The sequence below is a fragment of the Mariprofundus aestuarium genome, assembly GCF_002795805.1.
Lineage (GTDB): Bacteria > Pseudomonadota > Zetaproteobacteria > Mariprofundales > Mariprofundaceae > Mariprofundus > Mariprofundus aestuarium.
The window spans coordinates 15924-38525 of sequence record NZ_CP018799.1 but is presented as its reverse complement, the minus strand read 5'-3'; the positions used below and the strand labels follow the sequence as shown (position 1 = coordinate 38525).

Sequence of the window (22602 nt, the reverse complement as noted above, 5' to 3'; positions counted from 1 at the left end):
GTTAACCCTCTCCTCTGGCTACTGCGCGGTAGCCAATATCTTTTCTATAAAAAGCACCCGGCCATTCCAGCTTTTCGAGCGCCCCATAAACGATGGACTGTGCCTCTTTCACCGTCGGCGCTACAGCTGTAACACCCAGCACACGACCACCTGCATTGACGATAGCACCATCCTTTTCAGCAGTACCTGCATGAAAAACAGCAGCGCCGGCTGCCTCAACGGCATCGAGGCCGCCAATGACCTGGCCTTTCTCGAAGCTTGCGGGATAACCCTCAGAGGTTACCACCACGCAGAGCGCCGTTCCCTCTTCCCATTCCAGCGTCACCCCATCCAGCGCCTTGTTGGCAGCAGCCAACAGCACCAGGCCAAGGTCGGATTTCAACCGGCTCATCAGCGGCTGGCACTCTGGATCACCGAAACGCACATTGAACTCCAGTGTCTTAGGCCCCTCTTCAGTCAGCATCACACCGGCGTAGAGGATTCCGATGAACTCTGCGCCGCGCTTTTTCAGTGCCGCGATAATAGGCCGGGCGATCGTTTCCAGCACCACGCTTTCCACATCCGCGGTCACACATGGGGCAGGGGAGTAAGCGCCCATGCCACCGGTATTAGGCCCCTTATCACCATCAAGCAGCGCCTTGTGATCCTGCGAAGAGGCCAGCGGAAGAATGGTGTCGCCAGAAACGATGAACAGGCAACTTGCCTCTTCTCCAATCAGGCACTCCTCAATCACGACCTGGGAACCGGCATCGCCGAAACTGTTACCAGAGAGCATATCACGCACCGCATCAATCGCCTCTTTCTCCGTCTGCGCTACAACAACGCCCTTGCCGGCAGCAAGACCTGAGGCCTTCACCACAATTGGAGCCCCCCATGAACGGATCGTATCTACAGCCTCATCGACATCGACATGCACCTCAAAACGCGCAGTCGGCACGCCTGCTTCATACATCAAGCGTTTGGAGAAGGATTTACTACCCTCGAGATTCGCTGCCGCCTTGTCCGGGCCGAAAACGGGAAACCCTTCGGCACGCAACTGGTTGCCCAGCCCCAGCACCAGAGGCACTTCAGGGCCTATCACCACCAGATCTGGCTTCTCTGCCAAAGCAAGGCCCATCAGACCATCGACATCTTCGGCACTGATATCCACACAGCGCGCATCGCGGGTTATGCCTGGGTTACCAGGAGCACAAACCACCTCAGAGACACTGGGGGAGCGCTTCAGCTTCCAGCATAGTGCATGTTCGCGACCACCGCCGCCGACAACCAATACTTTCATTCAGTGCTCCTTAATGCCTGAAGTGGCGGATGCCGGTGAAGATCATCGCCAGTCCGTGTTCGTTCGCTGCCGCAATCACCTCGTCATCACGCATCGAGCCACCCGGCTGAATCACCGCTTTTGCACCTGCATCAGCCAGTGCATCAACACCGTCACGGAATGGGAAGAATGCATCGGAAGCTACTGCTGAACCGATGATTGCATCACCACCATGAAACGCAGCGATACGGGTAGAGTTCACACGATTCATCTGGCCCGCACCCACACCGAGCGTAGTACCATTCTTGGCAAAGACAATGGCGTTAGATTTCACATGTTTAGCTACAGACCAGGCAAAGAGCATATCGTTCCATTCCGCTTCTGTAGGGGCGCGCTCAGTCACTACCCGGCATGCATCGCGATCAAGGATATGCGCATCACGCTCCTGCACCAGCAGGCCACCGTTCACACGTTTAAACTCCCAGCCCCCGGATACCGCATCAACCGATGGCGCCAACAACAGGCGAAGATTCTTCTTGGCAGCCAGCGCCTCACGGGCAGCTTCGGAGAAGCCCGGTGCAATCACCACCTCCATAAAGGTTTCGGCAATCAACTTTGCAGCCTCTACCTCAAGCGGACGATTGAAGGCAGCAATACCACCGAATGCAGAGGTGGCATCAGCGGCACGAGCGCGCTCGTAAACCTCTTCCTGTGAACCGCCTACGGCCACACCGCATGGGTTGGCATGCTTAACGATCACGGCTGCATTGTCAGAGAAGTCGCGTACGCAGGCGAATGCAGCATCAGCATCAGCAATATTGTTGTAGGAGAGTGCCTTGCCCTGCAGCACTTCGCAGTCAGCGAGAGAGAGGCCCTCATCTTCGATATCCGCATAGAAGGCACCATCCTGATGCGGGTTCTCACCGTAACGTAGCTCATCGGCCGTCTTGATAAACTGACGCGTAAAGATGTCAGGAAATTTGCGCTTGGAGCCGTCTGTATTCAGGGCCGAAAAGTGGTTGGCAATCGCCCCGTCGTAGGCAGCCGTATGGGCAAAGGCCTTGGTCGCCAGTCCGCGGCGGATCTCTTCATTCAGGCTGTCGGCATCAATGGAGTGGATAATCATTTCGTAATCTGAGGGGTCAACGACGATGGTAACAAACTTGTGGTTTTTGGCAGAGGCACGAACCATGCAGGGGCCACCAATATCGATATTCTCAATCGCATCATCAATCGTGCATCCATCTTTAGCCACCGCTTCACGGAAAGGGTAGAGATTAACGCAGACCAGATCGATCTGCTCGATACCGTGCTCAGCCATCGATGCAAGGTCACCCTCGTTGTCGCGGCGGGCAAGAATACCGCCATGCACCTTCGGATTCAGCGTTTTGACGCGGCCATCCATCATCTCAGGGAATCCGGTGTAGTCCGATACGTCGCGGCATTGGATCCCGACCTCGCGCAGCAGCTTGGCCGTGCCACCGGTGGAGAGGATTTTTACGCCGCGGTCAGCCAGCGCTCTGGCAAAAACCTCCACGCCTGTTTTGTCTGAAACGCTGATCAGCGCCTGTTTGATAGAAGCCATGTGAGCCACTCCGAAATGGAAAATAAAAGGGATCGGAAGGCTACGCATTGGCCGTTGGGAAGCAACAAAGAACAGCACATGCAACGACTTCTGGCTTCACGCGCCTCAAGCCTATTTACGCAACCTCTGTTTCGCTGAACTGTGGCAAATCGGCCAAGGCCGGCCTTCAAACCTTTCAACCAACTGATAAATCAAGGGTTTCGATGCGAACAGCTCACTTCTGACTTATTTATTTTTTTGAGTGGCACACCCTGTTTCTGCCATCAGCCTTGGCTTTGTAGGTCGCCTCGGTAGCGGCAAGAATCATCTGCTCAAGCTCCTTCACACGACTGCTGCAGACACCAATACTGCAGGTAACCTGAATGACCTCAGCTTCGCAATGGACTTTGAGCTCCGCCACATCTTTACGGAATCTATCTGCGATATGATTGGCTTCAACCGTGTTGCAATGCTGCACAACAATGGCGAATTCCCCAGTTCCAAAGCGAACCAGAAGGTCGTAGGTGCGGCTGTGCCCGAGCAGCATTTGAGCGATCTCAACCAGCACCTTGTCACCGGCGGCATGTCCATGGCTGGCATTCAGCTCCTTGAAATGATCAATATCGAGGATCATGACGCTGACTTCAAATCCTTCGCGACGCGCCAGAGCAAAAAGCACCTCTCCCTCAAGATGGAGGTGGCGGCGATTATGGAGCCCTGTCAGTTGATCGTGCCGTCGATCATAATCCATGCTCTTTGCCTGTGCCAATAACTCCTGCTGCTGCCTGCGCACCTCTTTCTCGGTAGTGGCCAGCACACGCGACAGCCTTCCTATCTCATCGTCGCGAGCAGGCAGTTCGAAACCGACCTCATCGACTGAACCTATACGGGATGCGAACAACTCCATCATCTTGATCGGCCGAAGGATCAGCCGCTTCAGCAGAACCCACAGCACCAGAAGCACGGATAGAATAGCAGCAACGCCGCCTGCAATCGTGATCATCCGCCCAGCCTGCGTCATCTCGATGGCACTCTTCATTGGCAGGCTGATGGCAAGTCCACCGCGAATACCGTTAAGCTTATAACCCTGAAAACCGTGGCACTTGAGACACGACTTTTCCACCTTCAAAGGAGCCATGTATCGAAACCGCTCATCATCCTCATCAACACCGAACCACTCGCCTATTCCGCTCTCAAACGCTTCGAGCGCTTCCTGCTCAAAGGCATCTGGGCTGTTTCCCGGGTTAATCGGCTTAAGGCTTGTAAGGTGATAACGAATGTCTGATCGGGCACCGCTCAGCTCCGAAAGCTCGCGCGCCATAAGGGCAGGATTCTTGAGGGTATAGACATGACCATCGAGATCGGTGATCTCGGGTCGGATATCCGCCTTCTCCCCCTCTTTCGGTCCCACCTCATAGAGATAGGGGTTGGTCTCCATGCCCGAGCGTTTGAGCACATAAACCCCGCCATAATTAGAGTTCCAGTGGCGGGTGAGCTGGATCTGACGGAACAGCACCTTCGACTGGGAAAGCATGAGGCCTTCTACAGCGTCATGTTCGAAACGGTGATAAAGGAGACTGTATGCCAGCCCGCTGAGAAGGAAGGTGGCAACAAGAATCAGGGCAACCTGAGCAGCTAGGGAGCGACGGAGCATATGTCTATTATAGCAGACAAATTTAAGCTTTATGGGTCATTTCTCATGTGGAAGCGCGAAAAGTTTACGCTGCTGATGCAATCATACCGATTTGCACGCCAACCGGCTTTGAATCATGATCGCCACCCTGACAAATTCCCTACCGGAGAGCCCATGCCCAAGCTACTGCTAACATTTCTGTTGCTGATAAGCCTGACACCCGTTGTTCAGGCAGCGGAACTTAAAGAAGCAACCTACAAAAACGGCGTCAAACTGATCGTAGAAGAGGACCACTCGGCCCCCGTTGCCATGGTGCAGGTCTGGCTTAAGGTGGGCGGGCGTGACGAACTACCGGGCAAAACGGGGTTGGCACATGTGTTCGAGCATATGATGTTCAAGGGCTCCAACAAACTCGGACCGGGCGAATACAGCAAACGCATCTCGGCAATGGGAGGCAACGACAACGCCTTCACCTCAACCGACTACACCGCCTATTTCCAGACCGTGCCAGCCAAGCGCATCGATGAGGTGCTGGCGATGGAGGCCGAGCGCTTCGCCAACCTCAAGCTGCGCGATGCGGATTTCCAGAAGGAGATCAAGGTGATCATGGAGGAGCGGCGCATGCGCACCGAGGATGATCCCAACAGCCACATGTTCGAGGAGCTCTCCGCAGCTTCCCTGCGCCTGCACCCTTACCGCAACCCGGTGATCGGCTGGATGCAGGATCTGGAAAAACTGACCATCGAGGATGTGAAAGCCTTTTACAAAAAGCACTACGTTGCGGGCAATGTCGTCGTGGTCGTGGTTGGCGATGTTGATTTTGAGCAGGCGAAGAAAACAGTGGCTAATACCTTCGGCCGCATGAAAGCACGGCCGGTTCCCGCCCGCTTTAATCCGGTCGAGCCCAAAACGTTTGGCGCCAAGCGTATTCAGGTAACTCTTCCGGCCCAGCTGCCGATGCTGGCCATCACCGTGCCTGTGCCTGTCTGGAAGCCGGGCGAAAATGATCGTGAGGCAGCAGCACTTACACTTGCGACCCAGATACTTGCCGGGGGCAGGGCAGCACGCCTGCAGCGCGAACTGGTGGATGAGCAGCGCAAGGCGTTTGCTGCGGGTGCAGGATACGATGCTCATGGTATGGGGCTCGACCTCTGGTATGCCTATGGCATGCTCGGTCCCGGCCAGACGCCGGAAGCTTTTGAGAAAAGCCTTTGGTCACTGCTGGATAACATGGCGAACCATGAGGTTGATGAAAAAAGGCTGAATGCGGCCAAGCGCAACATCATCGCCGCGGAGGTCTTCGCTCAGGATTCGCTCTATCTGCGCGCCAAAGAGATCGGTCGCATGGAGGTGGTCGGCATTGGCGCCAACAACCGCAATCTTTGGCTGGAATCGATCCGCAGCGTTACGACTGATGATATCAAGCAGGCTATGGGCCGCTGGCTGAAGCGGGAGCGCTCCACCACAGGTGTTCTGCTGCCGGAGGTGAAATCATGAGGTATCGCCTGTTTACACTCGTACTGCTGCTTTTGCCTTTCACACCTTCGGCACATGCCGTGCCGGCGATTCAGGAGGCGCACCTTGAAAACGGCCTTCGTATTCTGCTGATGGAGGCGCACAACGTACCGATGGTGTCGATGCGCCTTACCATGGCGGCAGGTTCCCGTTTTGATGCCGCGAACAAGGGGGGCACAGCCAGCCTGCTGGCCTCAATGCTCTCCGACCATACCTCACAACATGCCCACGAGACATGGGCCGACCTCCTCGATAGCGATGCAATCCAGCTGGGCAGCGATGTCGGCCGTGATGAGCTAAACCTGTCACTCACCACCCTCAAGGATGTTCTGAAGCCGGGCATTGATGCACTTGCCGAAGCACTGCTGCAGCCGGGCTGGAACAGCAAGCGCTTTGCCATCATGAAACAGGACGCCCTGGCATCGGCCCAGAAAGAGCTGGAGGATGCGGGTGCCCAGGCATCAGAAGCTGCGGCCGGGCTGCTCTTTGCCGGCCACCCCTACGGCCATCGTCCGAATGGCTCCCTGGCATCACTCTCTCAGATTGAACTCGATGACCTCAAAAGACTCTATGCCAGCCAGGTCAAACCGCAGGGGGCTGTGCTTGCCGTCAGCGGCGACATTACGATGGATGAACTGAGGCCGCTGCTGGAGAAAAAGCTGGCTGACTGGAGAGGTGCTCCCGCCAAAGGGTTGAATGATATCATTCCGCCACAGGCTGTACGCGGCAAACATGCGGATGTGCAACTGCCAACCAGCCAGACACAGGTTCAACTGCTGCGCCTGGGGCCTACGCGCGGTGATGCGAACTTTTTCCCGGCCTTTGTCCTGAATCATATCCTGGGTGGTGGCGGATTCGGTTCACGGCTGATGGAGGAGGTGCGTGAAAAGCGCGGCCTTGTGTACGGCGTCTACTCCTACTTTGCACCGCTGGCGACCAACGGTCCTTTCGTAATCAGCCTGAGTACGCGCGGCGATCAGGCCGGTGAAGCTGAAGGGGTGGTTCGCACTGTGCTTGCAGAGATGGCTGCCGGTAAAGTCACCAAAAAACAGCTCACCGCCAGTAAGGAGAATCTTACAGGCAGCTTCGCCCAGCGCATGGACTCCAACCGAGAAAGGGTTTCACTGATTGCCATGATCGGATTTTATAACCTGCCGCTTGATTATCTCAGCGTTTGGACTGAACGGATTGATGCCGTCTCGCTGCAACAGCTGCGCGAACAGGCTGCCGCCTACCTGAACCCTGATGAGTGGAATCGCGTCCGGGTCGGAGCAGGTCTGAAGTGAGAATTACAGCTGGCTCTCTGCGCGGCCGGGTGCTTAATGTGCCTGATGTTGAAGGGCTGCGTCCGACACCGGCAAAGGTTCGCCAGGCACTGTTCAACATTCTCGGCTCTGTCGAGGAACTGAGTCTGCTCGACCTTTTTTCCGGCTCCGGTGTCATGGCGCTGGAGGCACTATCGCGCGGCGCTGCTTCGGCACTCTCAATCGAGCAAAATCGCAACCTGACTCGCAACCTTTCAGCGATCCGAACAACATGGCGCCTTGAAGAGGCGTGGCAAATCAAAACAGCTACGGTCGAGAAGGGCTTGGCCATGCTGAGCGGCCAGAAGTTCGATCTGATCTTTGCCGACCCCCCATACCAGCAGGGTTTTACCGACAGGCTGCCACAGTGGCTGGACCAGCATGGGATCGGTTGCGAACAGCTGGTGATTGAGGAGTCGGCACGCGTGGAGCCTCTCTGGCCTGCTGGATGGCAATGTAAACAGAGCCGCCGTTACGGTGATTCCACCCTTCACTTTCTTTCGCGAATCGCCTGATTTCAGAGCATTTATATCAGAGGTTTCCTAATAAAGGCTTCAACGCTACGGTTCGCTTCCTGATCAGGAGGTTACTGTGACTCATATCCGTATTGCGACCCGTCGTTCCCCACTTGCCCTGTGGCAGGCTGAATATGTATCGGCTGAACTGAAGCGGCTCGACCCATCCGTCACCACCGAGCTGGTCAAGATTGTCACCAAAGGTGATAAAATTCTCGATGTGCCGCTGGCACAGGTGGGTGGCAAAGGGCTGTTTACCAAAGAGATTGATGAGGCACTGCTTGATGGCCGTGCTGATATCGCAGTGCATTCGATGAAAGATGTGCCTACTGCTTTGCCGGAAGGAACCAGTATTCGCGCCCATCCAAAACGCGAAGATCCGCGTGACGCCATCGCAACCATTACTGGCGGTGGCCTGGACTCGCTGCCTAAAGGGTCAACAATCGGCACCTCGAGCCTGCGCCGTATCGCCCAGCTTCAGGCTAAATACCCCTCGTTCATTTTCACCTCCATTCGCGGCAACATCCAGACTCGCCTCTCCAAGCTTGGCGTAGAGGTCGATGCAGTGATTCTGGCTGCAGCAGGTGTATGCCGCATGGATATGGCGGCGCAGATGCACGAGTTCATCGATACCGAAGTGATGTTACCGGCGGTAGCACAGGGCACGCTTGGCATTCAGACCCGCGATGCCGATGAGTTGATCAATGCACTGGTTGATCAGATGAATGACCCTGAAACCGTCGTTCGTACCAAAGCCGAACGCGCTTTTCTGGCCACCCTTGAAGGCGGCTGTCAGGTACCGATTGCCGCATACGCCACACTCGATGGTGATGCTTTGCATCTGAAAGGCTTGGTCGGTTCAGTCGACGGTAAGGTTGTCATTGTTCGCGAAGCAACAGGGCATAGCAGAGATGCCGAAGCTATCGGCACTGCACTGGCCAATGAGGTACTTGATGCCGGAGCCCGTCCGATCCTCGAAGCGCTCTACGCAGAAGGGCACTAATTCAAAGCTTACGGTTTTTAGCTTCGATCCAGCGTGACATAAACTCCGTGCTGCGCTGGTGATGGTGACGCAACATCGCGCCGGTAAAATTATTGAGCCTGTGCTGCTTAAGGTTGCCGCGAACCTCTAATATGCGCGCCACCAGTGCCGCTCCATTCTTCTCAGCGCTGAACAGTGATTGCACAATATCAAAGCCGTGCTGCCTTGCAGCCATCCAAGCTGACTCATCGCGGTAGAGCGAGACTGCCGCTCCTGCAAATACCTCAGCGCTATCGGCCACCAAACCGCTCCATGGCAATCCATCATGCATCCCCTCTGCACCAACAGAGGTGGTGACATTAGGTGTACCGTTCATCATGGCATCAGCCAGTTTGGTTTTGATGCCCGCTCCGAAACGAAGCGGTGCGAGGCAGACACGAGCCTGGGACATGACGACAGAGACATCTTCGGCGCGGCCAAGAACCCGGAAACCGCTTTTTTTATCATCCAGTGCAGTTGCTTTGGGCGGGATATAAGCACCATAGATCAACATCGCGGCCTCAGGAAGTTCCGCCCTTATTTTCGGCCAGATCTCCTGTTTCAACCACAAGACCGCATCCCAGTTCGGCGCGTGGCGAAAGTTACCGATAGTGACAAAGTTACTGCGCTGGCCAAATTCAGGCGTTTCACTGCAAATATCGCTCTCATCAAACATAAAGGGGCAGCAGTGAATCAATGCGGGATCGATGCCGAACTGCTCCTTGAGCAGGTCCATCTCGTAACTTGAGACCAGAATGGCGAGGTCAGAACGCAAGAGTGATGCAACTTCGCGTATGGCGACCTCATTGGACAACTCATTTTTTGATAGCTCGCAGGTGACCGCATGGCTCTGCTTGAAAGCGTTATGGCGCGCATCACGCAATAGATGCAGGTCGATCGTTTCAACAATGCGCATCGCATCCGGACACACCTTTTCTACCCGCCAGCCGAACTGCTCCTCCATCGTAAAGCGATCAAATAGCACAATATCGGGCTGAAGGGCTGCGATGAATGCATCGAAGCTGCTGTCGTTCACCATAATTTCGGCGGCCCCTACTCCAATCAGCTTAAGATCAACCGAATGTTCACTTTCAGCAGCGGTGGAAGCGTAGGTGACTCGCCACCCTTGCCGCACAAAGAGCTGGCTTAGCTCCAGCATGCGAAGCCCCGCACCCGATGAAACGGGCTCAGGCCAGAGGCTTCCGACGATCAATATACTCATGTTATGTTCAGATGACATGGGCGCCATCTCACCAGTGGCTACCCCACGGGTCAATAGCCCCAAAGTCTTTGCGTTGAATTACAAACCTTTGGGTACAGAGTAGCTGAGATTTTTTAAGTTTTGGAGTTTTCATGCCAACAGTGATTTATCAGGGGAAAGCCTACGAATGTGAAAGTGATGAGACCCTGCTTGATGGCGTAAACAGGCAGGGCGGCACGATCTCCTATGGCTGTCGCGGCGGCTTCTGTCAGTCATGCATGGTCAAAGCAGTAAAAGGAACGCCCCCTGCTGCAGCGCAGGCAGGCATCAGGCCCGCCATGAAGAAGAAGGGCTACTTTCTCTCCTGCCTCTGTAAACCAGAATCCGATTTTGAAATCACACCTCCGGATAGAAGGGATGAATTTATTCCGGCTACTGTAACCGGGCTGGAGTACCTGAACCCAACCGTCATTCGGCTAACAACGAAGCGACCGGATGGGTTCAACTACCGGCCGGGCCAGTTCGTGAATCTGATCAGGCCTGAAGATGGACTGGCGCGCAGCTACTCACTGGCAAGTATCCCGAGTGATGGTGAACTGGCGTTTCATATCCGGCTGTTGCCCGACGGGAAAATGAGCAACTGGTTTATTGATCATCTGCAGTGCGGCACCGAGATACTGTTAAGCGATGCTATGGGCGACTGCTGTTACCGCAAAGGGTATGCCGATCGCCCCCTGCTGCTGGCCGGCACCGGAACAGGGCTGGCGCCTATTTATGGCATCCTTCGCGATGCCCTCGCCTCTGGCCACAGCCAGCAGATTCGACTGCTTCATGGTGCCCTGAGCAGTGATGGCCTCTACTACGATCAACTGTTACGAGGAGTGGCCGATAAGCACAATAATTTCAGCTATATCCCCTGCCTGTTGAACGAGGCAGCTCCAGAAGGTGGATTGAGCGGCCCGATCGACAGCCATATCCCCGCCCAACTTGCATCCGACAGCAACTGGGTAGCTTTTCTCTGCGGCGACTCAGAAGTTGTCACCTCCATGCGCAAGAGCTGCGTCACCCATGGTATGGACGAATCAGCCATCCATAGCGACGCCTTTGGTTAAAGATTTAGCGACAAAAAAAACAGCCACCCTATTGGGTGGCTGCAGTGTTCATCGTACGCGAATGAACTATTAATCACCGTCTTTACCTGAAGCTTCGTCCTGGCTTTTTTTGAGGTCCCTCAGCTTGCGCTCCCAGTGTGAAACAAGCTCATCACGGGTGATTTTATGATCCAGATCCCGATCAATACGCATGAATTCATTACGGGCTGGCTCCAACTTCTCATCCTTGCTGATCTGGCCATCCTTATCGTGATCCCAGCGCTTCATGATATTGTTAATGATGTTTTTTTTCACGGCTGGCGTTTTGATATCCATCTCTGAGCGGCCTGCATAACGATGCGCAAACATCTCATCACCGCTGATGACACCGTCACCGCTGGTATCGATCTCTTTGAACTTGTGTACCGCCATCGCTTCAAACTCAGCAGGATCAATGACACCATCATGGTTGGCATCCTTCACCTTCATCACCCGGTCCGCCGTCTCCTGTGGGTCATAGGAGGGCATAAAGGCTGCCTGAACAGACGTCGCCAGCATCATAAACCCTGCAAATAGTACAAACTTTTTCATCAACATTCCCCTTTCTCCAGCAGTTGAGCGTTAAATTCCGAGCATCGCAAATCATAACGCATGCACTTGCGTTCACCAACCGTGACAAGCCCGGCTGAAAATTTGTCGGCAGCTTATCGGCACCCTCTTATTAGCAAATTAAAATATAATTAAAATATTGCGCTGGTATTCAGAATGCGCTTAGAGGATAAGTAGTTGTGCAGGCGACGCCACCCAAACGGCAATGCCTACAGCCGCATAGAGAAGCATATAGGAGAACCATGACCTCCTGCTGAACAGGGTAAGCGCCGTACCAAAAGAGTCCTTCACCGTAGCACCTATAAAATTCACACTGTAAATCTCGTCGAGCAGCAGGTGCAAAAGATAACCACCACTGACAAATCCTGCAGCCAACCAGGCAAATTCAGCCTGCCAGCCAAAGAGACGGTCACCTGCAAAGAACAGGGCCATCCCGAACAGCAAGGCTGCTGGAACCGAATGAAACAGACCTCTGTGTTCCGTCGTGGCAGCAAACAGAGGATAGAGAATAAAACGCACGGATAGTGCCGCAAGCAGTGCCAGAAGGAGCAAAGGGATGAGACTTAATTCTGTATAAAAGAGAAACAGTACGGCAATTGCAGTGGCAAAACTGAATATCGTAAACAGCAACCTGGTGGGTATGGAGTGATCGGAATCAATGTCGGGAAGTAATCCTGCGTGCAGGCCGAGCAAAAAAAGCAGCAGTGCTTCCATCTGGGTTAGTGGTTCAGCCTGCATGACTACCGCCGTAGCTGCTAATGAAGCAGCAGCAGAAACCGTAAGGTGGGTCCTGAAATTAGCCATGCTTCCTCCCTTCATCTTCAAGGAGGGGAGGCTGGCACGGTTAGCCCTGTATGGCCGTGAGCCCGCTCACGGCCATCATTTTGATAAGTGGCCGGCTAAACCTCCAACTGCTCCGGCTCCTCCGGAGCTTCCTCTGGCAGGAACGGCCTCAGGAGATCTTCAAACCACTTTTCCAGTTTATCCATACCTTCGCGAACATCGTCAAAATCTTTATCCGAAATGACTCCATCCTTGTTTCGATCCATGGAGTCGAAGGTGGCTCGGGCTGACTTCTCCAGCCGCTTCATCACCTCTTCAAAGGTAATCTGCCCATCGCCATTGGCATCGAACGCGCCCGCACTGCTTTCGCCCGCGAAAGCCGGAGTGGCTGATAACATAAGAGCCAGCAGCGCCACTGCGAGCGTATGTAATGGTTTCATCTGTATACCTCCGCTTCGGCTACTCCTGAGATACTGCAACAGCTTGACCAGCTATTCAGCCGGGATTGCAGCACCACTGTTCGCAGAAATTCCCCTTCAGCGCTTAATGAGCAGTGTCACCCCGTCTGCTACAGGCAGCATGACCAGGTCGATGCGTGCGTCCACCTTCAGTTTACTGTTGAATATGCGAATCGCCTCCGTTGCTGCAGTACAGTTGCTATTATCAATCACACTGCCACCCCACAGCACATTATCAACCACCATCAAACCGCCCGGTCGAAGCAGCTTCAGGCAGCGCTCATAGTAGTGATCATAGTTCTCTTTATCCGCATCAATAAAGGCGAAATCGAAGCTCTCCTCCTCATCGCACTCCAGTAGCTCATCGAGTGTTTCAAGGGCAGGGCGCAGGTAAAGCTGAACCTTATCCTGCACGCCCGCATCCTCCCAGAATCTCCGGGCGACAAAGCTCCAGCGCTCTGAGACATCACAGGTCACGATCTCACCATCATCAGGCAAGGCCAGCGCCATCCAGAGCGTCGCATAACCGGTGTAGGTGCCAACCTCGATCACCCGCTTTGCACCCGTCAGCTGAATCAGCATTGCCATCAACTGGCACTGCTCAGGGGCAGAGCGCATGATAGAGAGCTCCTCAGCCTCGGTCGCATGCCTCAGGCGAGCCAGCACTTCCGGTTCACGCAGCCCCATCTCAAGCAGGTATTCGTAAAGTTTTTCGTTCATGTTAATCGTGCGGTTTGCCATATATGCCACCTATAAGAATGTGGAGAAGAAAAGTGAATAGGCGATGCTGGCAATCATCAGACTGAAAAACATCGTGGGAATACCCACCTTCATCCATCCGGCCGGCGTAATAGCGGCCCCTTTAATTCCGCAGCGCTCCGATTCGGCGATTGCGATCAGGTTGGCCGTCGCCCCTATATGCGTGCCGTTGCCGCCAAGGCCAACGCCAATCGCAAGCGCCCACCACAGCGGGGTGATATTAACACCCATCGTTTCCAGCCCCAAAATGATCGGAATAATTGTAACCGTGAAGGGAATGTTATCGATGATCGCGCTCAACAGTGCAGCGCACCACATCACTACAAGTCCTGTCAGCATCAACCTTTCCGGGTCACGGGCGATATCGACAAGTTGCAGGCCAACCCAGCGCAACAGCCCGGAGCTGTCCACGCCACCGACAATAATGAACAGGCCGACAAAGAAGGCGAGCACCGACCAGTTCACCTGCCCGAACAGGACGCTGGGCTCGGGCCGCTGCAGCACAAGTACGATGCAGAGGCCAATAAATGCGACATAGGCGGGATAGAGGTGGAGATGGTGATGCAGGAAAAACAGCACGATAATCACAGCAAGGGCGAAACATGCCTGTATCAATGCCCTGGGGTCGCGAATGGCCTTCTTTTCATTCAGGTCGATGTGATTCTCAACCTTAATGAGGTAGCTACGGAATACAAAAAGAATCAACAACACCGTGCAGAACCAGACCAGAAAAATAGTAGGGCCCATGTGAATGAGGAAGCGGTTAAAATCGATGCCACCTGCAGTGCCGATCATAAGGTTGGGGGGATCGCCGACCAGTGTGGCTGCACCGCCGATATTGGAGAGCATCGCCTCAGCCATCAGGAATGGCAGTGGATTGATCTGAAGGATACGGGCAATCAGCACCGTGATCGGGGCAAAGATGATTACCGTGGTTACATTATCGAGGAACATACTGATCATACTTACCGCCAGACTGAGATAGATCAGCAGCAGCCTCGAATCACCATTGGAAAACTTGGAAAGCATGATAGCGATGTAGTCGAAGGCGCCGGTCGGGCGTAGCCTTGCCACAACCATCATCATCGCCGTAAGCAGCAGTATCGTATTACCATCGATGGCCTCAATCGCCATATCCTGCGAATAGAACCCTGCTGCGGTACCAACCCCGATCATCACCACGGCGCCGATAATGGCGGCGCTGGTGCGATGCAGTATCTCGCTGAAGATCAAGACATAGGCCCCGAACATTACAGCCAGAGCGATCAACATATCTGTAGTCAGCATATTGGAATATTCAACCATAATCAGAATTTATGATATTTGAGCAGCAGGCCGGCAATCGCCATGCGCGTTATCACTCCGACATAGCGCTCCCCGTCGAGCAGGAATATATAGTTGGAATTGAACTTCTCCATGATGGAGAGCGCCTTGATCACCGGGGAGGAGGGGGTGATGGTCGCAACATTTTCGATAATGTAGCGGTCAACCGTCATATTCAGGATCTCACCGCTGACCACCTCCGGCGTACTCTCACTGCAGATCCTGTCGCCGAGAAGGTGAGCGTGATGGGCCATGTCGTCAGGAACACAGAGGCATTTGAAGGTATGCCGAAGCGAGAACCGGCCGACGATATTTCCCTCGGCATTGCAGTAGGGCAGGCCGCCCACGTTATGAATCGTACACTCGCGGAACGCATCCCCGATTTTCATGCCCGGAAGCACAACGCCGGTGGGCACAACAACATCCATCAGTTTCATAGGCGCTCCTGTTTTCCCCCACTAATTTTAGTTTAGTCGGAAACCGCAGTGATTGCATGGCCTCATTCGTTCAGCGTAATTTAAGCTTATCCACTTCAAACTCACTGAACACCCTTATGCCATGGCGCTTCAACAGTCTGGCAGTAATGCCCTCACCTTTGATCTTAACGCCTGAGAACGTTCCATCATTCACATATGAAACGCCGCAGGATGGGCTGCCCTCTTTCAGCACTGCCAGCTTGATGTGGTGGCGCATGCACTGGGCAAGAGCCAGTTCCGCTCCATCGACAAAGGCATCGGTCACATCCTCACCACTTTGTCGCTGCACTACTCCGCAGCCACATAACACGGCATCTGAATCACCCGTGACAATCTCAGCCGGCGGTCTTGGCACCGGAAGGCCACCGGCCACCTCTGGGCAAATCGGAATCAATCGCCCTTCATCCTGCCACTGCTTAAGAAGGCCTGACTGACGGCAGTCACCGCCATCATAACGGACCCTCTCACCAAGCAGGCAAGCGCTTACAAGTATTTTCTGCATCGCTTCAACCTAGAGCCACACCGCCAACTCGGAAAGGGCAGTGGAATTTATAAGGTAAGTCGTGTCACGTTTGATGGCAGCAGCCTGAATCGCTTCAAGCAGTGCAGAGGGGGACTGCGGCGGAGATGTTTCACCTTTCAAATAACCCCACATATGCTGCAGTGCATTCATCAGGTGTCCCGGCTCAGGCTCACTTCTGAGTGTTCTGATCAGCAGGGTTGATAGCGCCTCAATATTGTCATGGTATTCCCCCCCATGCGCCACAGCTGGGCCAAGCTCACGATAAAGGTTGGGATCGTGTGCCATCACCGAATATTTATGCTGGGCCCAGAGCTCCTGGCAGTTCATAGGCAGCGGAATTCGGCCAGATCTCCCGTCAGCGGCATATTTACCAGCCAGCAGTTCGAACTGGTGGGCAAGGGTATCGATAAATATGTTGGGCCATGCCGCGGCACCGGCAATATCAGGCAAAGGCGAGTGGTGGTTGTAACCGCGCAACTGCATCTCAGCCGTAAGTTGCCGATGCCGTATCGTAAGCGCACTGATGCAGCCAACCCAGCGAAGCGTCTCAGGATGATTGGCATAACCCTTCTTGCCCATGGTAAGAACATTGAAAAGCCCGTGCAGCTCCCGGTGCTCACCGAGCAACTGCTGCCGGGCCAGATAGCCTGGATTCACATCCCATATCCGCATAGTGGCCAGCGTAACGCCTCTACCCGACTGTTGAAACTACTATTCATCATCGGCAAGGCGTATATCATCCGTACTCATGAAGCGCTCAATGATCGCAATCCTTCTGCCCGGCCTGCTGCTACCAGCAAACGCTGCCACCGCCACCGAATCATCGGGCAAACCGCTCTGGGAGGTTGGCATCGCAGCTGGTGTGGCCAGCCTGCCACACTACATGGGAAGCAATGAACGCTATCTCTTTGGCGCTCCTATTCCCTATCTGATCTATCGTGGCAATCGACTTAAAATTGACCGCTCTGGGATCAGGCGTGAACTGCTTGGATTCAAGGACCTCAACCTGGATCTCTCACTCGGATTTGGATTGCCGGTTCGCAACTCCAACCGGGCAAGAGCCGGTATGCCTGACCTCAAGTTTAGCTTCCAGCTTGGCCCGAGACTGAACTGGAGGCTGCTTGAAGATGAGCAAACCAAGCTGACGCTCAGGTTACCGTGGCGCGGCGTCATTAATACTTCCGGCAGTTGGCTGGGCTGGGTATCGGAACCCGATCTTCTGCTGGAGCATCAGGCCAGTGAAATAATGAAAGTGACGCTTGCAGCGGGGCTTCTTTACGGCTCTCAGGGGTTTCACAATACCTATTACGGTGTAGCACCGGTCTATGCCACAGCGGCAAGGCCAGCCTACAGGGCAGGTGCAGGGCTTCATTCATTGTCGCTCACGACCAGCTTGCGCTACCAGTACAGCGACTCGATTTCTCTCTTTTCGGCGATCCGTTACCGTAACCTATCTCCGGGCGTGATCGTAAACAGCCCACTGGTAAAAGATAAAAATTACATTTCGGCCACCATTGGCATGGCGTGGAGCTTCTGGTCGTCAGAAGCGCGTGCCGAAAGCAACTGATGGGTTAACCTGAATGATTGTCCTGCCCATCCGGTGAAAATGCCTGGCGCATCTGTTTTTTTAAATTATCCGGCATGGTCATCGTTTCAAGATCCCACCCCTCCAACAGCAGCACGGATTCAAGGCAACTCTCCATTGTTGCATGGGCCTTCCTTACATCCTCTGAAATCCGCTGATGAACCTGTTTATCGGTACCGCTCAGGTTGAGGCACGTTTGCTGATAAGAGTCCACCCTGCGAAGTTCGCGCATAACCGATGCCACTTGGGCAGGGCAGGCGCACTGGTAAATCATCGCCTGGTCGATAATGCGTAAGAGTTGTTCATCACTGTAGTTTCTATCCATTTCTCACGCCTCCAGTAAACCGCATCACATCAATTGCCTCGGGCAGGGCAGGCCTTGCCCCCAGCCTGGTACAGGTCAGAGCACCCACGGCTGAGGCGTAGCGAAGCAGCTCCTCCCACGCCATATCCAGTGACAGGCCGTAGGCAAAGGCGCCATGGAATCCATCACCGGCACCAGTCGAGTCTATCGCTTCTACTTTGAAAGCGGGGAGCATCCCACGCCCTCTCTCCCTGGCCCAGATCAGACCACGCTCTCCAAGTGTTATTATCACATTTTCCGATATGGCTGCCAGTTCATCCAGCGCCCTCGTCATATCCACGGTATCACACCACTGCCGCGCAAACTTCTCCGAGGCCACGAGGTAATCAACCATCCCGGCCAGCTCCTCAGTACCCCTGTGCAGCGATCCCGCATCGAGCACGGTCGGTATTCCCTGTTCCGCTGCCCAGTGACACAGATGCACAGAGAGTAGCGGCTCATGGCCATCGAAGAGGATTACCTTTGGAGGGGTAGGGATCGAAACTGCATTGGCGGCCAGCCAGGGGGCATTCCCCTTGAAATTGACCAGCGAACGTGTGCCGTCCGGTTTGGCGAGGATCTGAGAGACGGGGGAGGGGCCAGAACCACGTACGAGCAGCGAACAGTCGACACCTTCGTTTTCCAGCTCGCGAATATGTAAATCGCCGAAGAGATCGTTACCGAGATAACCGCAGAATCCGGCTTTACCACCAAGCCTTCTCACACAAACGGCTGCATTGGCGGCAGGTCCACCGCCGGAAAGCATCATGGAATCGGCAAACAACTTCTCATCCGGCCCCGGATGGGCTGCTGTTGCCATGGTGATGTCGAAAGAGGCGTGGCCAATACAGAGAAGATCAAGCATGGATGAACTTTAACGTAAAACATCAGCCCGACGCCATCTTACAAACAGAATGGATACTGAATGACATAAATTGATGAACCCGATTATTTCAAGCTCTCTGATTTTCTGAAGGCTATTTATGGCCGAGTTAACCCGACCTTAATGCTCAGCTATTCAAAATGATTTACTAACCAAGAAGCTACTTATGCGCTGATCTGCTTCAAAGAAGGAGGTTACATGAGACTTTTTTCCATATTGATGTCATCGGTATTTATCTGTTTGTCATTACCCATTACGGCTCAGGCCATCCCCTCTTTCAGTCGTCAAATACAAGCAGATTGCCGAACTTGCCACTTCATTGGCAACAAGAGCCTGAACAAGTTCGGACGTGAATTTAAAATAAATGCTTCCCATGAGACTGAAGAGATGCGCAATCGAAGGTTAAAACTGGAATCTGAATCGGGTGACTGATGCCCCGACTACAGAAATCACTCCTGATTAGAGTGTTCCGCATCTAAAGGAACGGGAACCGGGATATGTACGCTCACATTCGGCACCGGCCTGACATGAATCGAGCAGGCGGCCAGTAATAGCATCAGTGACATCGCAATAAACTTCATAACCACATCCACGTCAAACAAAAGTAACTTACTATAACTGTGGAACAGTCAATTTCACTAAGATGAAAGAAGAGGGGCGACATTAAGTTACGATTTTTTTCAGGTATCCCTAACACGAAAGGGGGCGAGTAACATTAAATTACCCGCCCCCTTTCGTGTTGCTGTTTTATCAGGACAGAAGCCCCGAAAAAACTGATTATTCTGCGCCCGGAAGGCCATCGGCCGGTGCAGTTGTATCGCTCTTCAGCTTGGATGGATCGAAACCACCCTGCTGTGGCTGTGACTCTACAGGAGCCTCAACCGGAATTTCATCGACAATGGTACGTTCCACAACAGAACCTGTCTGCTGTTGAGAGAAAAATGCCAGTGTCAGACTGGTCACCATGAAGGCTGCTGCCAGACCGCCGGTCATCTTACCCAGAAAGGAGCCGGAACCGCGACTACCAAACAGGGTCTGTGCACCGCCGCCACCGAAAGAGGCACCGATATCTGCACCCTGTCCGCGCTGAACCAGAATTACTCCGATCAGCAGTGCGGCGATAAGCACGTGAATAATAATAAGAACTGTAGCCATCTGTTCTTGTTCTCCTTAGCTCGCTGCTTTCGCAGCTGCCTTTACAATTTCCATAAACGAGTCCGCCTTCAGACTTGCGCCGCCTACCAGCGCACCTTCCACGCCGGGGCAACCCATCAACTCCTCGGCGTTGCTCGGATTCACACTACCACCGTAAAGCACGCGGCAATCATGACCCAGACGCTGCAACTCTGCATGCACAAATGCATGCGTTTCAGTCACCTGCTCAGGTGATGCGGTCAAACCAGTACCAATCGCCCATACCGGCTCATAAGCAACTGTCAGCGCTGCACTCTTCGGCGCACCCTTGAGAACAGCCAGCTGCTCAGCCAGAACGGTATTGGTCACACCCTTCTCACGCTGCTCCAGTGTTTCACCGATGCAGAGAATCGGCTCAAGACCATGCAGCCATGATGCATTCATCTTCGAACGAATCTGGGCATTACTCTCGCCAATAATACTACGACGCTCAGAGTGACCAAGAATCACATAGTGGCAACCGGCATCACGTAACATCATCGGACAGATAGAGCCGGTAAAAGCACCCTTATCTTCGTAGTAAACGTTCTGCGCACCCAGTGCCACGCCCATCTCTGCCAGTCTGTCTGCCATTGGATGCAACAGCGTGAATGGCGGCATCAAACCAACTTCAATATGGTCCGGCGCAGGGTTACTGCCAAACGCATCCATGAAATCTTTCGCTTCCTGCAGTAGCCCGTTCATCTTCCAGTTGCCCGCAATCAACTTACGCTTTTCACTGCTCATGTTAGACCTCCCGGAATAGAACCAACGGCTCGAAAACGGTCGCGGATTCTAGGAAGCCTACCATATAAGGCAAGGAGAAATCGGCGGGGCTATGTTTTACGTCAATATCGGCTACGCTTGCCCCATGACAGAGAGCACTTCACAACACGCCAAAAAGTCGCTCGGACAGCACTTTCTGCGCGACCACAATGCCATAGCCCGCATCGCATCCGCGATCCCTGAAGGAGCGATCGCCATCGAGATCGGCCCGGGGCCGGGTGCAATTACAGAATCACTGCTGGCGCGAGCCATTAAACTCACCGTAATCGAGATGGATGACCGCTTTGCCAGCCATTGGCAGGATGTGGCAAAGAACAATTCGGAACTCTCCGTCATCCACGGTGATGTCATGAAGGAGCTTGAGGGAGCTGTAGCTTCGGTTCAACCTGAATGGATTGCGGGAAATCTCCCCTATAATCTCAGCGGTCCGCTGACCGCCAAACTGGCCGGATTCAATCTCTCCGGTGGCATGGTGCTGATGTATCAGCGCGAGGTAGCTGAACGTATCGCGTCAGAACCTGGCAGTAAGGTGTATGGCGGTCTCTCGGTGCTGGTGCGCCACTATTATGATGTAAAACGGTTGCTGACGCTGCCGCCCGGTGCATTTGTACCGCCACCCAAGGTGCATTCGGCCGTGATTCTGATGACGCCGCATGGCAAAACACCGGCCTGCAGCTATGAACAGCTTCAGAAAACAGTACGTCAGGGTTTTGCCCATCGGCGCAAGACCATCAACAACAATTTCAGGGGCGAGCTTGGTGCTGAAGAGTTTGAGGCCATTGGAATTGATCCGCGCAAACGCCCGGAGCAGCTCGATTACGATGCCTGGGTAAGAATCGCTCTGGCCCTAAAAAATTAATTAACTGGCAACCGGCCAGGCACTGGTTTCAGTGCCGGTGACGCGATAGAGCGGTGCCACATCTTCCGGCATACTTTTTGTCACGTTAAGATCGTGCAGCAGGCCATCCTTCACGCTGTAAATCCAGCCGTGCACGGATAGTGCATCGCCGCGCTCCCATGCATTCTGCACAATTCGGGTGTGGCAGATATTATCGACCTGGCGAATCACATTAAGCTCGCACAGTCTATCGAGGCGCGAATCTTCACTCAGCAGTTCCAGATCTTTTTGGTGCAGCATATAGGTGTCGCGAATACTGCGAATCCAGTTATCAACAATGCCGTGATGCTGACCCGCCATCGCCGCACGCACGCCGCCGCAGTCGTAGTGGCCGGTGATAACAATATGCTTAACGCCCAGCACATCGACCGCATATTGCGCCGCCGAGAGGCAGTTCAGATCGGTATGGTGCACCTGATTGCCAACATTGCGGTGAACAAAAACCTGCCCCGGCTCAAGGCCGGTAATCTCGTTGGCCGGTACACGGCTGTCGGAGCAACCGATCCAGAGGAAATCCGGTGACTGGAGCGCTGATAGCCGATTAAAAAAATCCGGGTTCTCCTGAAGGCACTTCTCAGACCATGCCCTGTTATTCGCAAGTAGTGTTTTCGGGCTACACATAGTCTACCTCAATCCGTCAGCATGGGGTCCAGTTCGCCCCGGCTATCGAGCGCATAGAGCTCGTCACAGCCACCAACATGCTTTCCGTTGATAAATATCTGGGGGATCGTGCGCATTCCGCCAGTCCGCTCCAGCATTGCTGCCTGACGATTGATGTCGCGCTGCACATTGTATTCGGTGAACTCAACGCCTTTGTTTTTCAGCAGGCTCTTGGCCCGAACGCAGTAGGGGCAGTAGTCGCCCGAATAAATTTCAATATTAGCCATGGGGAAAACCTATC

Annotated in this window: 26 protein-coding genes; 7 read left to right on the top strand and 19 right to left on the bottom strand. The window is 54.0% G+C overall.

Translation table 11 applies throughout. The annotated features are described in order from the left end of the window. Position 1 precedes the first annotated feature (1 nt). The 3 genes from purD to Ga0123461_RS00190 form a co-directional block, all read right to left on the bottom strand. Complete coding sequence (gene purD, locus Ga0123461_RS00200) at positions 2–1279, bottom strand: phosphoribosylamine--glycine ligase (RefSeq protein WP_100276498.1); 1278 nt, start codon at positions 1277–1279, stop codon at positions 2–4. Positions 1280–1289: 10 nt separating this feature from the next. Beyond that, the gene (gene purH, locus Ga0123461_RS00195) at positions 1290–2843 is read right to left on the bottom strand and encodes a bifunctional phosphoribosylaminoimidazolecarboxamide formyltransferase/IMP cyclohydrolase (RefSeq protein WP_100276497.1); all 1554 of its coding nucleotides are present in this window, start codon (positions 2841–2843) and stop codon (positions 1290–1292) included. A 229-nt stretch (positions 2844–3072) separates the two neighbouring features. Then, positions 3073–4476 carry a diguanylate cyclase gene (locus tag Ga0123461_RS00190; protein WP_100276496.1) on the bottom strand — a complete coding sequence of 468 codons (1404 nt, stop codon included), beginning with the start codon at positions 4474–4476 and terminating at the stop codon, positions 3073–3075. On the opposite strand from Ga0123461_RS00190, the gene Ga0123461_RS00185 reads away from it, so the two are divergent. From Ga0123461_RS00185 to hemC, 4 genes are all read left to right on the top strand, one after another. Continuing rightward, positions 4477–5952 (top strand): M16 family metallopeptidase, encoded by a 1476-nt coding sequence (locus tag Ga0123461_RS00185; RefSeq protein WP_232710245.1) that lies wholly within the window; start codon positions 4477–4479, stop codon positions 5950–5952. Beyond that, positions 5949–7256, top strand: a complete 1308-nt coding sequence (locus tag Ga0123461_RS00180; protein WP_100276495.1) for a M16 family metallopeptidase — start codon at positions 5949–5951, stop codon at positions 7254–7256. The genes Ga0123461_RS00185 and Ga0123461_RS00180 overlap by 4 nt, the downstream gene beginning before the upstream one ends. Then, positions 7253–7789 (top strand): 16S rRNA (guanine(966)-N(2))-methyltransferase RsmD, encoded by a 537-nt coding sequence (gene rsmD, locus Ga0123461_RS00175; protein WP_100276494.1) that lies wholly within the window; start codon positions 7253–7255, stop codon positions 7787–7789. Before Ga0123461_RS00180 ends, rsmD begins: the two co-directional genes overlap by 4 nt. 76 nt (positions 7790–7865) lie before the next feature. After that, the gene (gene hemC / locus Ga0123461_RS00170) at positions 7866–8792 is read left to right on the top strand and encodes a hydroxymethylbilane synthase (protein WP_100276493.1); all 927 of its coding nucleotides are present in this window, start codon (positions 7866–7868) and stop codon (positions 8790–8792) included. A 1-nt stretch (position 8793) separates the two neighbouring features. On the opposite strand, the gene Ga0123461_RS00165 is transcribed toward hemC, so the two are convergent. Next, positions 8794–10032, bottom strand: a complete 1239-nt coding sequence (locus Ga0123461_RS00165) for a glycosyltransferase family 4 protein (protein WP_198507075.1) — start codon at positions 10030–10032, stop codon at positions 8794–8796. Between the two features lie 131 nt (positions 10033–10163). Here Ga0123461_RS00165 and Ga0123461_RS00160 point away from each other — a divergent pair, with 131 nt between their 5' ends. After that, positions 10164–11123 carry a 2Fe-2S iron-sulfur cluster-binding protein gene (locus Ga0123461_RS00160; RefSeq protein WP_100276491.1) on the top strand — a complete coding sequence of 320 codons (960 nt, stop codon included), beginning with the start codon at positions 10164–10166 and terminating at the stop codon, positions 11121–11123. A gap of 69 nt (positions 11124–11192) precedes the next feature. Here the strand turns inward: Ga0123461_RS00160 and Ga0123461_RS00155 are convergent, their stop codons facing one another. The 8 genes from Ga0123461_RS00155 to Ga0123461_RS00120 form a co-directional block, all read right to left on the bottom strand. Continuing rightward, complete coding sequence (locus Ga0123461_RS00155) at positions 11193–11693, bottom strand: EF-hand domain-containing protein (protein ID WP_198507074.1); 501 nt, start codon at positions 11691–11693, stop codon at positions 11193–11195. A gap of 180 nt (positions 11694–11873) precedes the next feature. Next, positions 11874–12515 (bottom strand): metal-dependent hydrolase, encoded by a 642-nt coding sequence (locus tag Ga0123461_RS00150; RefSeq protein ID WP_100276489.1) that lies wholly within the window; start codon positions 12513–12515, stop codon positions 11874–11876. A 95-nt stretch (positions 12516–12610) separates the two neighbouring features. Beyond that, the gene (locus Ga0123461_RS00145) at positions 12611–12934 is read right to left on the bottom strand and encodes an EF-hand domain-containing protein (protein WP_100276488.1); all 324 of its coding nucleotides are present in this window, start codon (positions 12932–12934) and stop codon (positions 12611–12613) included. A gap of 96 nt (positions 12935–13030) precedes the next feature. Then, positions 13031–13693 carry an O-methyltransferase gene (locus Ga0123461_RS00140; RefSeq protein ID WP_100276487.1) on the bottom strand — a complete coding sequence of 221 codons (663 nt, stop codon included), beginning with the start codon at positions 13691–13693 and terminating at the stop codon, positions 13031–13033. Positions 13694–13702: 9 nt separating this feature from the next. Beyond that, positions 13703–15016, bottom strand: coding sequence for an ArsB/NhaD family transporter (locus tag Ga0123461_RS00135; RefSeq protein WP_100276486.1), 1314 nt, complete (start codon positions 15014–15016; stop codon positions 13703–13705). 2 nt (positions 15017–15018) lie between these two features. Continuing rightward, positions 15019–15471, bottom strand: coding sequence for a CBS domain-containing protein (locus Ga0123461_RS00130; protein ID WP_100276485.1), 453 nt, complete (start codon positions 15469–15471; stop codon positions 15019–15021). 70 nt (positions 15472–15541) lie between these two features. Further along, a complete protein-coding gene (locus tag Ga0123461_RS00125) occupies positions 15542–16012 on the bottom strand; it encodes a 2-thiouracil desulfurase family protein (RefSeq protein WP_100276484.1) in 471 nt (156 codons plus the stop codon). A gap of 9 nt (positions 16013–16021) precedes the next feature. Continuing rightward, positions 16022–16705: a DUF1722 domain-containing protein gene (locus tag Ga0123461_RS00120; protein WP_100276483.1), complete on the bottom strand. Its 684-nt coding sequence runs from the start codon at positions 16703–16705 to the stop codon at positions 16022–16024. A 76-nt stretch (positions 16706–16781) separates the two neighbouring features. Between Ga0123461_RS00120 and Ga0123461_RS00115 the strand changes: the two genes are divergently transcribed. Then, positions 16782–17600 carry a MipA/OmpV family protein gene (locus Ga0123461_RS00115; protein WP_100276482.1) on the top strand — a complete coding sequence of 273 codons (819 nt, stop codon included), beginning with the start codon at positions 16782–16784 and terminating at the stop codon, positions 17598–17600. A 4-nt stretch (positions 17601–17604) separates the two neighbouring features. Here the strand turns inward: Ga0123461_RS00115 and Ga0123461_RS00110 are convergent, their stop codons facing one another. The 5 genes from Ga0123461_RS00110 to tpiA form a co-directional block, all read right to left on the bottom strand. Continuing rightward, positions 17605–17943: a hypothetical protein gene (locus Ga0123461_RS00110; protein WP_100276481.1), complete on the bottom strand. Its 339-nt coding sequence runs from the start codon at positions 17941–17943 to the stop codon at positions 17605–17607. Continuing rightward, a complete protein-coding gene (locus Ga0123461_RS00105) occupies positions 17936–18826 on the bottom strand; it encodes a carbohydrate kinase family protein (protein ID WP_100276480.1) in 891 nt (296 codons plus the stop codon). The genes Ga0123461_RS00110 and Ga0123461_RS00105 overlap by 8 nt, the downstream gene beginning before the upstream one ends. Positions 18827–19293: 467 nt before the next feature. Beyond that, complete coding sequence (locus tag Ga0123461_RS12685) at positions 19294–19425, bottom strand: hypothetical protein (RefSeq protein ID WP_257790595.1); 132 nt, start codon at positions 19423–19425, stop codon at positions 19294–19296. A 196-nt stretch (positions 19426–19621) separates the two neighbouring features. Further along, complete coding sequence (gene secG / locus Ga0123461_RS00095) at positions 19622–19999, bottom strand: preprotein translocase subunit SecG (protein ID WP_100276478.1); 378 nt, start codon at positions 19997–19999, stop codon at positions 19622–19624. A 15-nt stretch (positions 20000–20014) separates the two neighbouring features. Continuing rightward, complete coding sequence (gene tpiA / locus Ga0123461_RS00090) at positions 20015–20764, bottom strand: triose-phosphate isomerase (RefSeq protein ID WP_100276477.1); 750 nt, start codon at positions 20762–20764, stop codon at positions 20015–20017. A 124-nt stretch (positions 20765–20888) separates the two neighbouring features. Between tpiA and rsmA the strand changes: the two genes are divergently transcribed. Continuing rightward, a complete protein-coding gene (rsmA, locus tag Ga0123461_RS00085; protein WP_100278598.1) occupies positions 20889–21662 on the top strand; it encodes a 16S rRNA (adenine(1518)-N(6)/adenine(1519)-N(6))-dimethyltransferase RsmA in 774 nt (257 codons plus the stop codon). Here rsmA and can read toward each other — a convergent pair whose 3' ends face one another. Both can and grxC read right to left on the bottom strand, forming a co-directional pair. Beyond that, a complete protein-coding gene (gene can, locus Ga0123461_RS00080) occupies positions 21663–22322 on the bottom strand; it encodes a carbonate dehydratase (protein ID WP_100276476.1) in 660 nt (219 codons plus the stop codon). 8 nt (positions 22323–22330) lie between these two features. Then, the gene (gene grxC, locus Ga0123461_RS00075; RefSeq protein ID WP_100276475.1) at positions 22331–22588 is read right to left on the bottom strand and encodes a glutaredoxin 3; all 258 of its coding nucleotides are present in this window, start codon (positions 22586–22588) and stop codon (positions 22331–22333) included. Between the last annotated feature and the right edge of the window lie 14 nt (positions 22589–22602).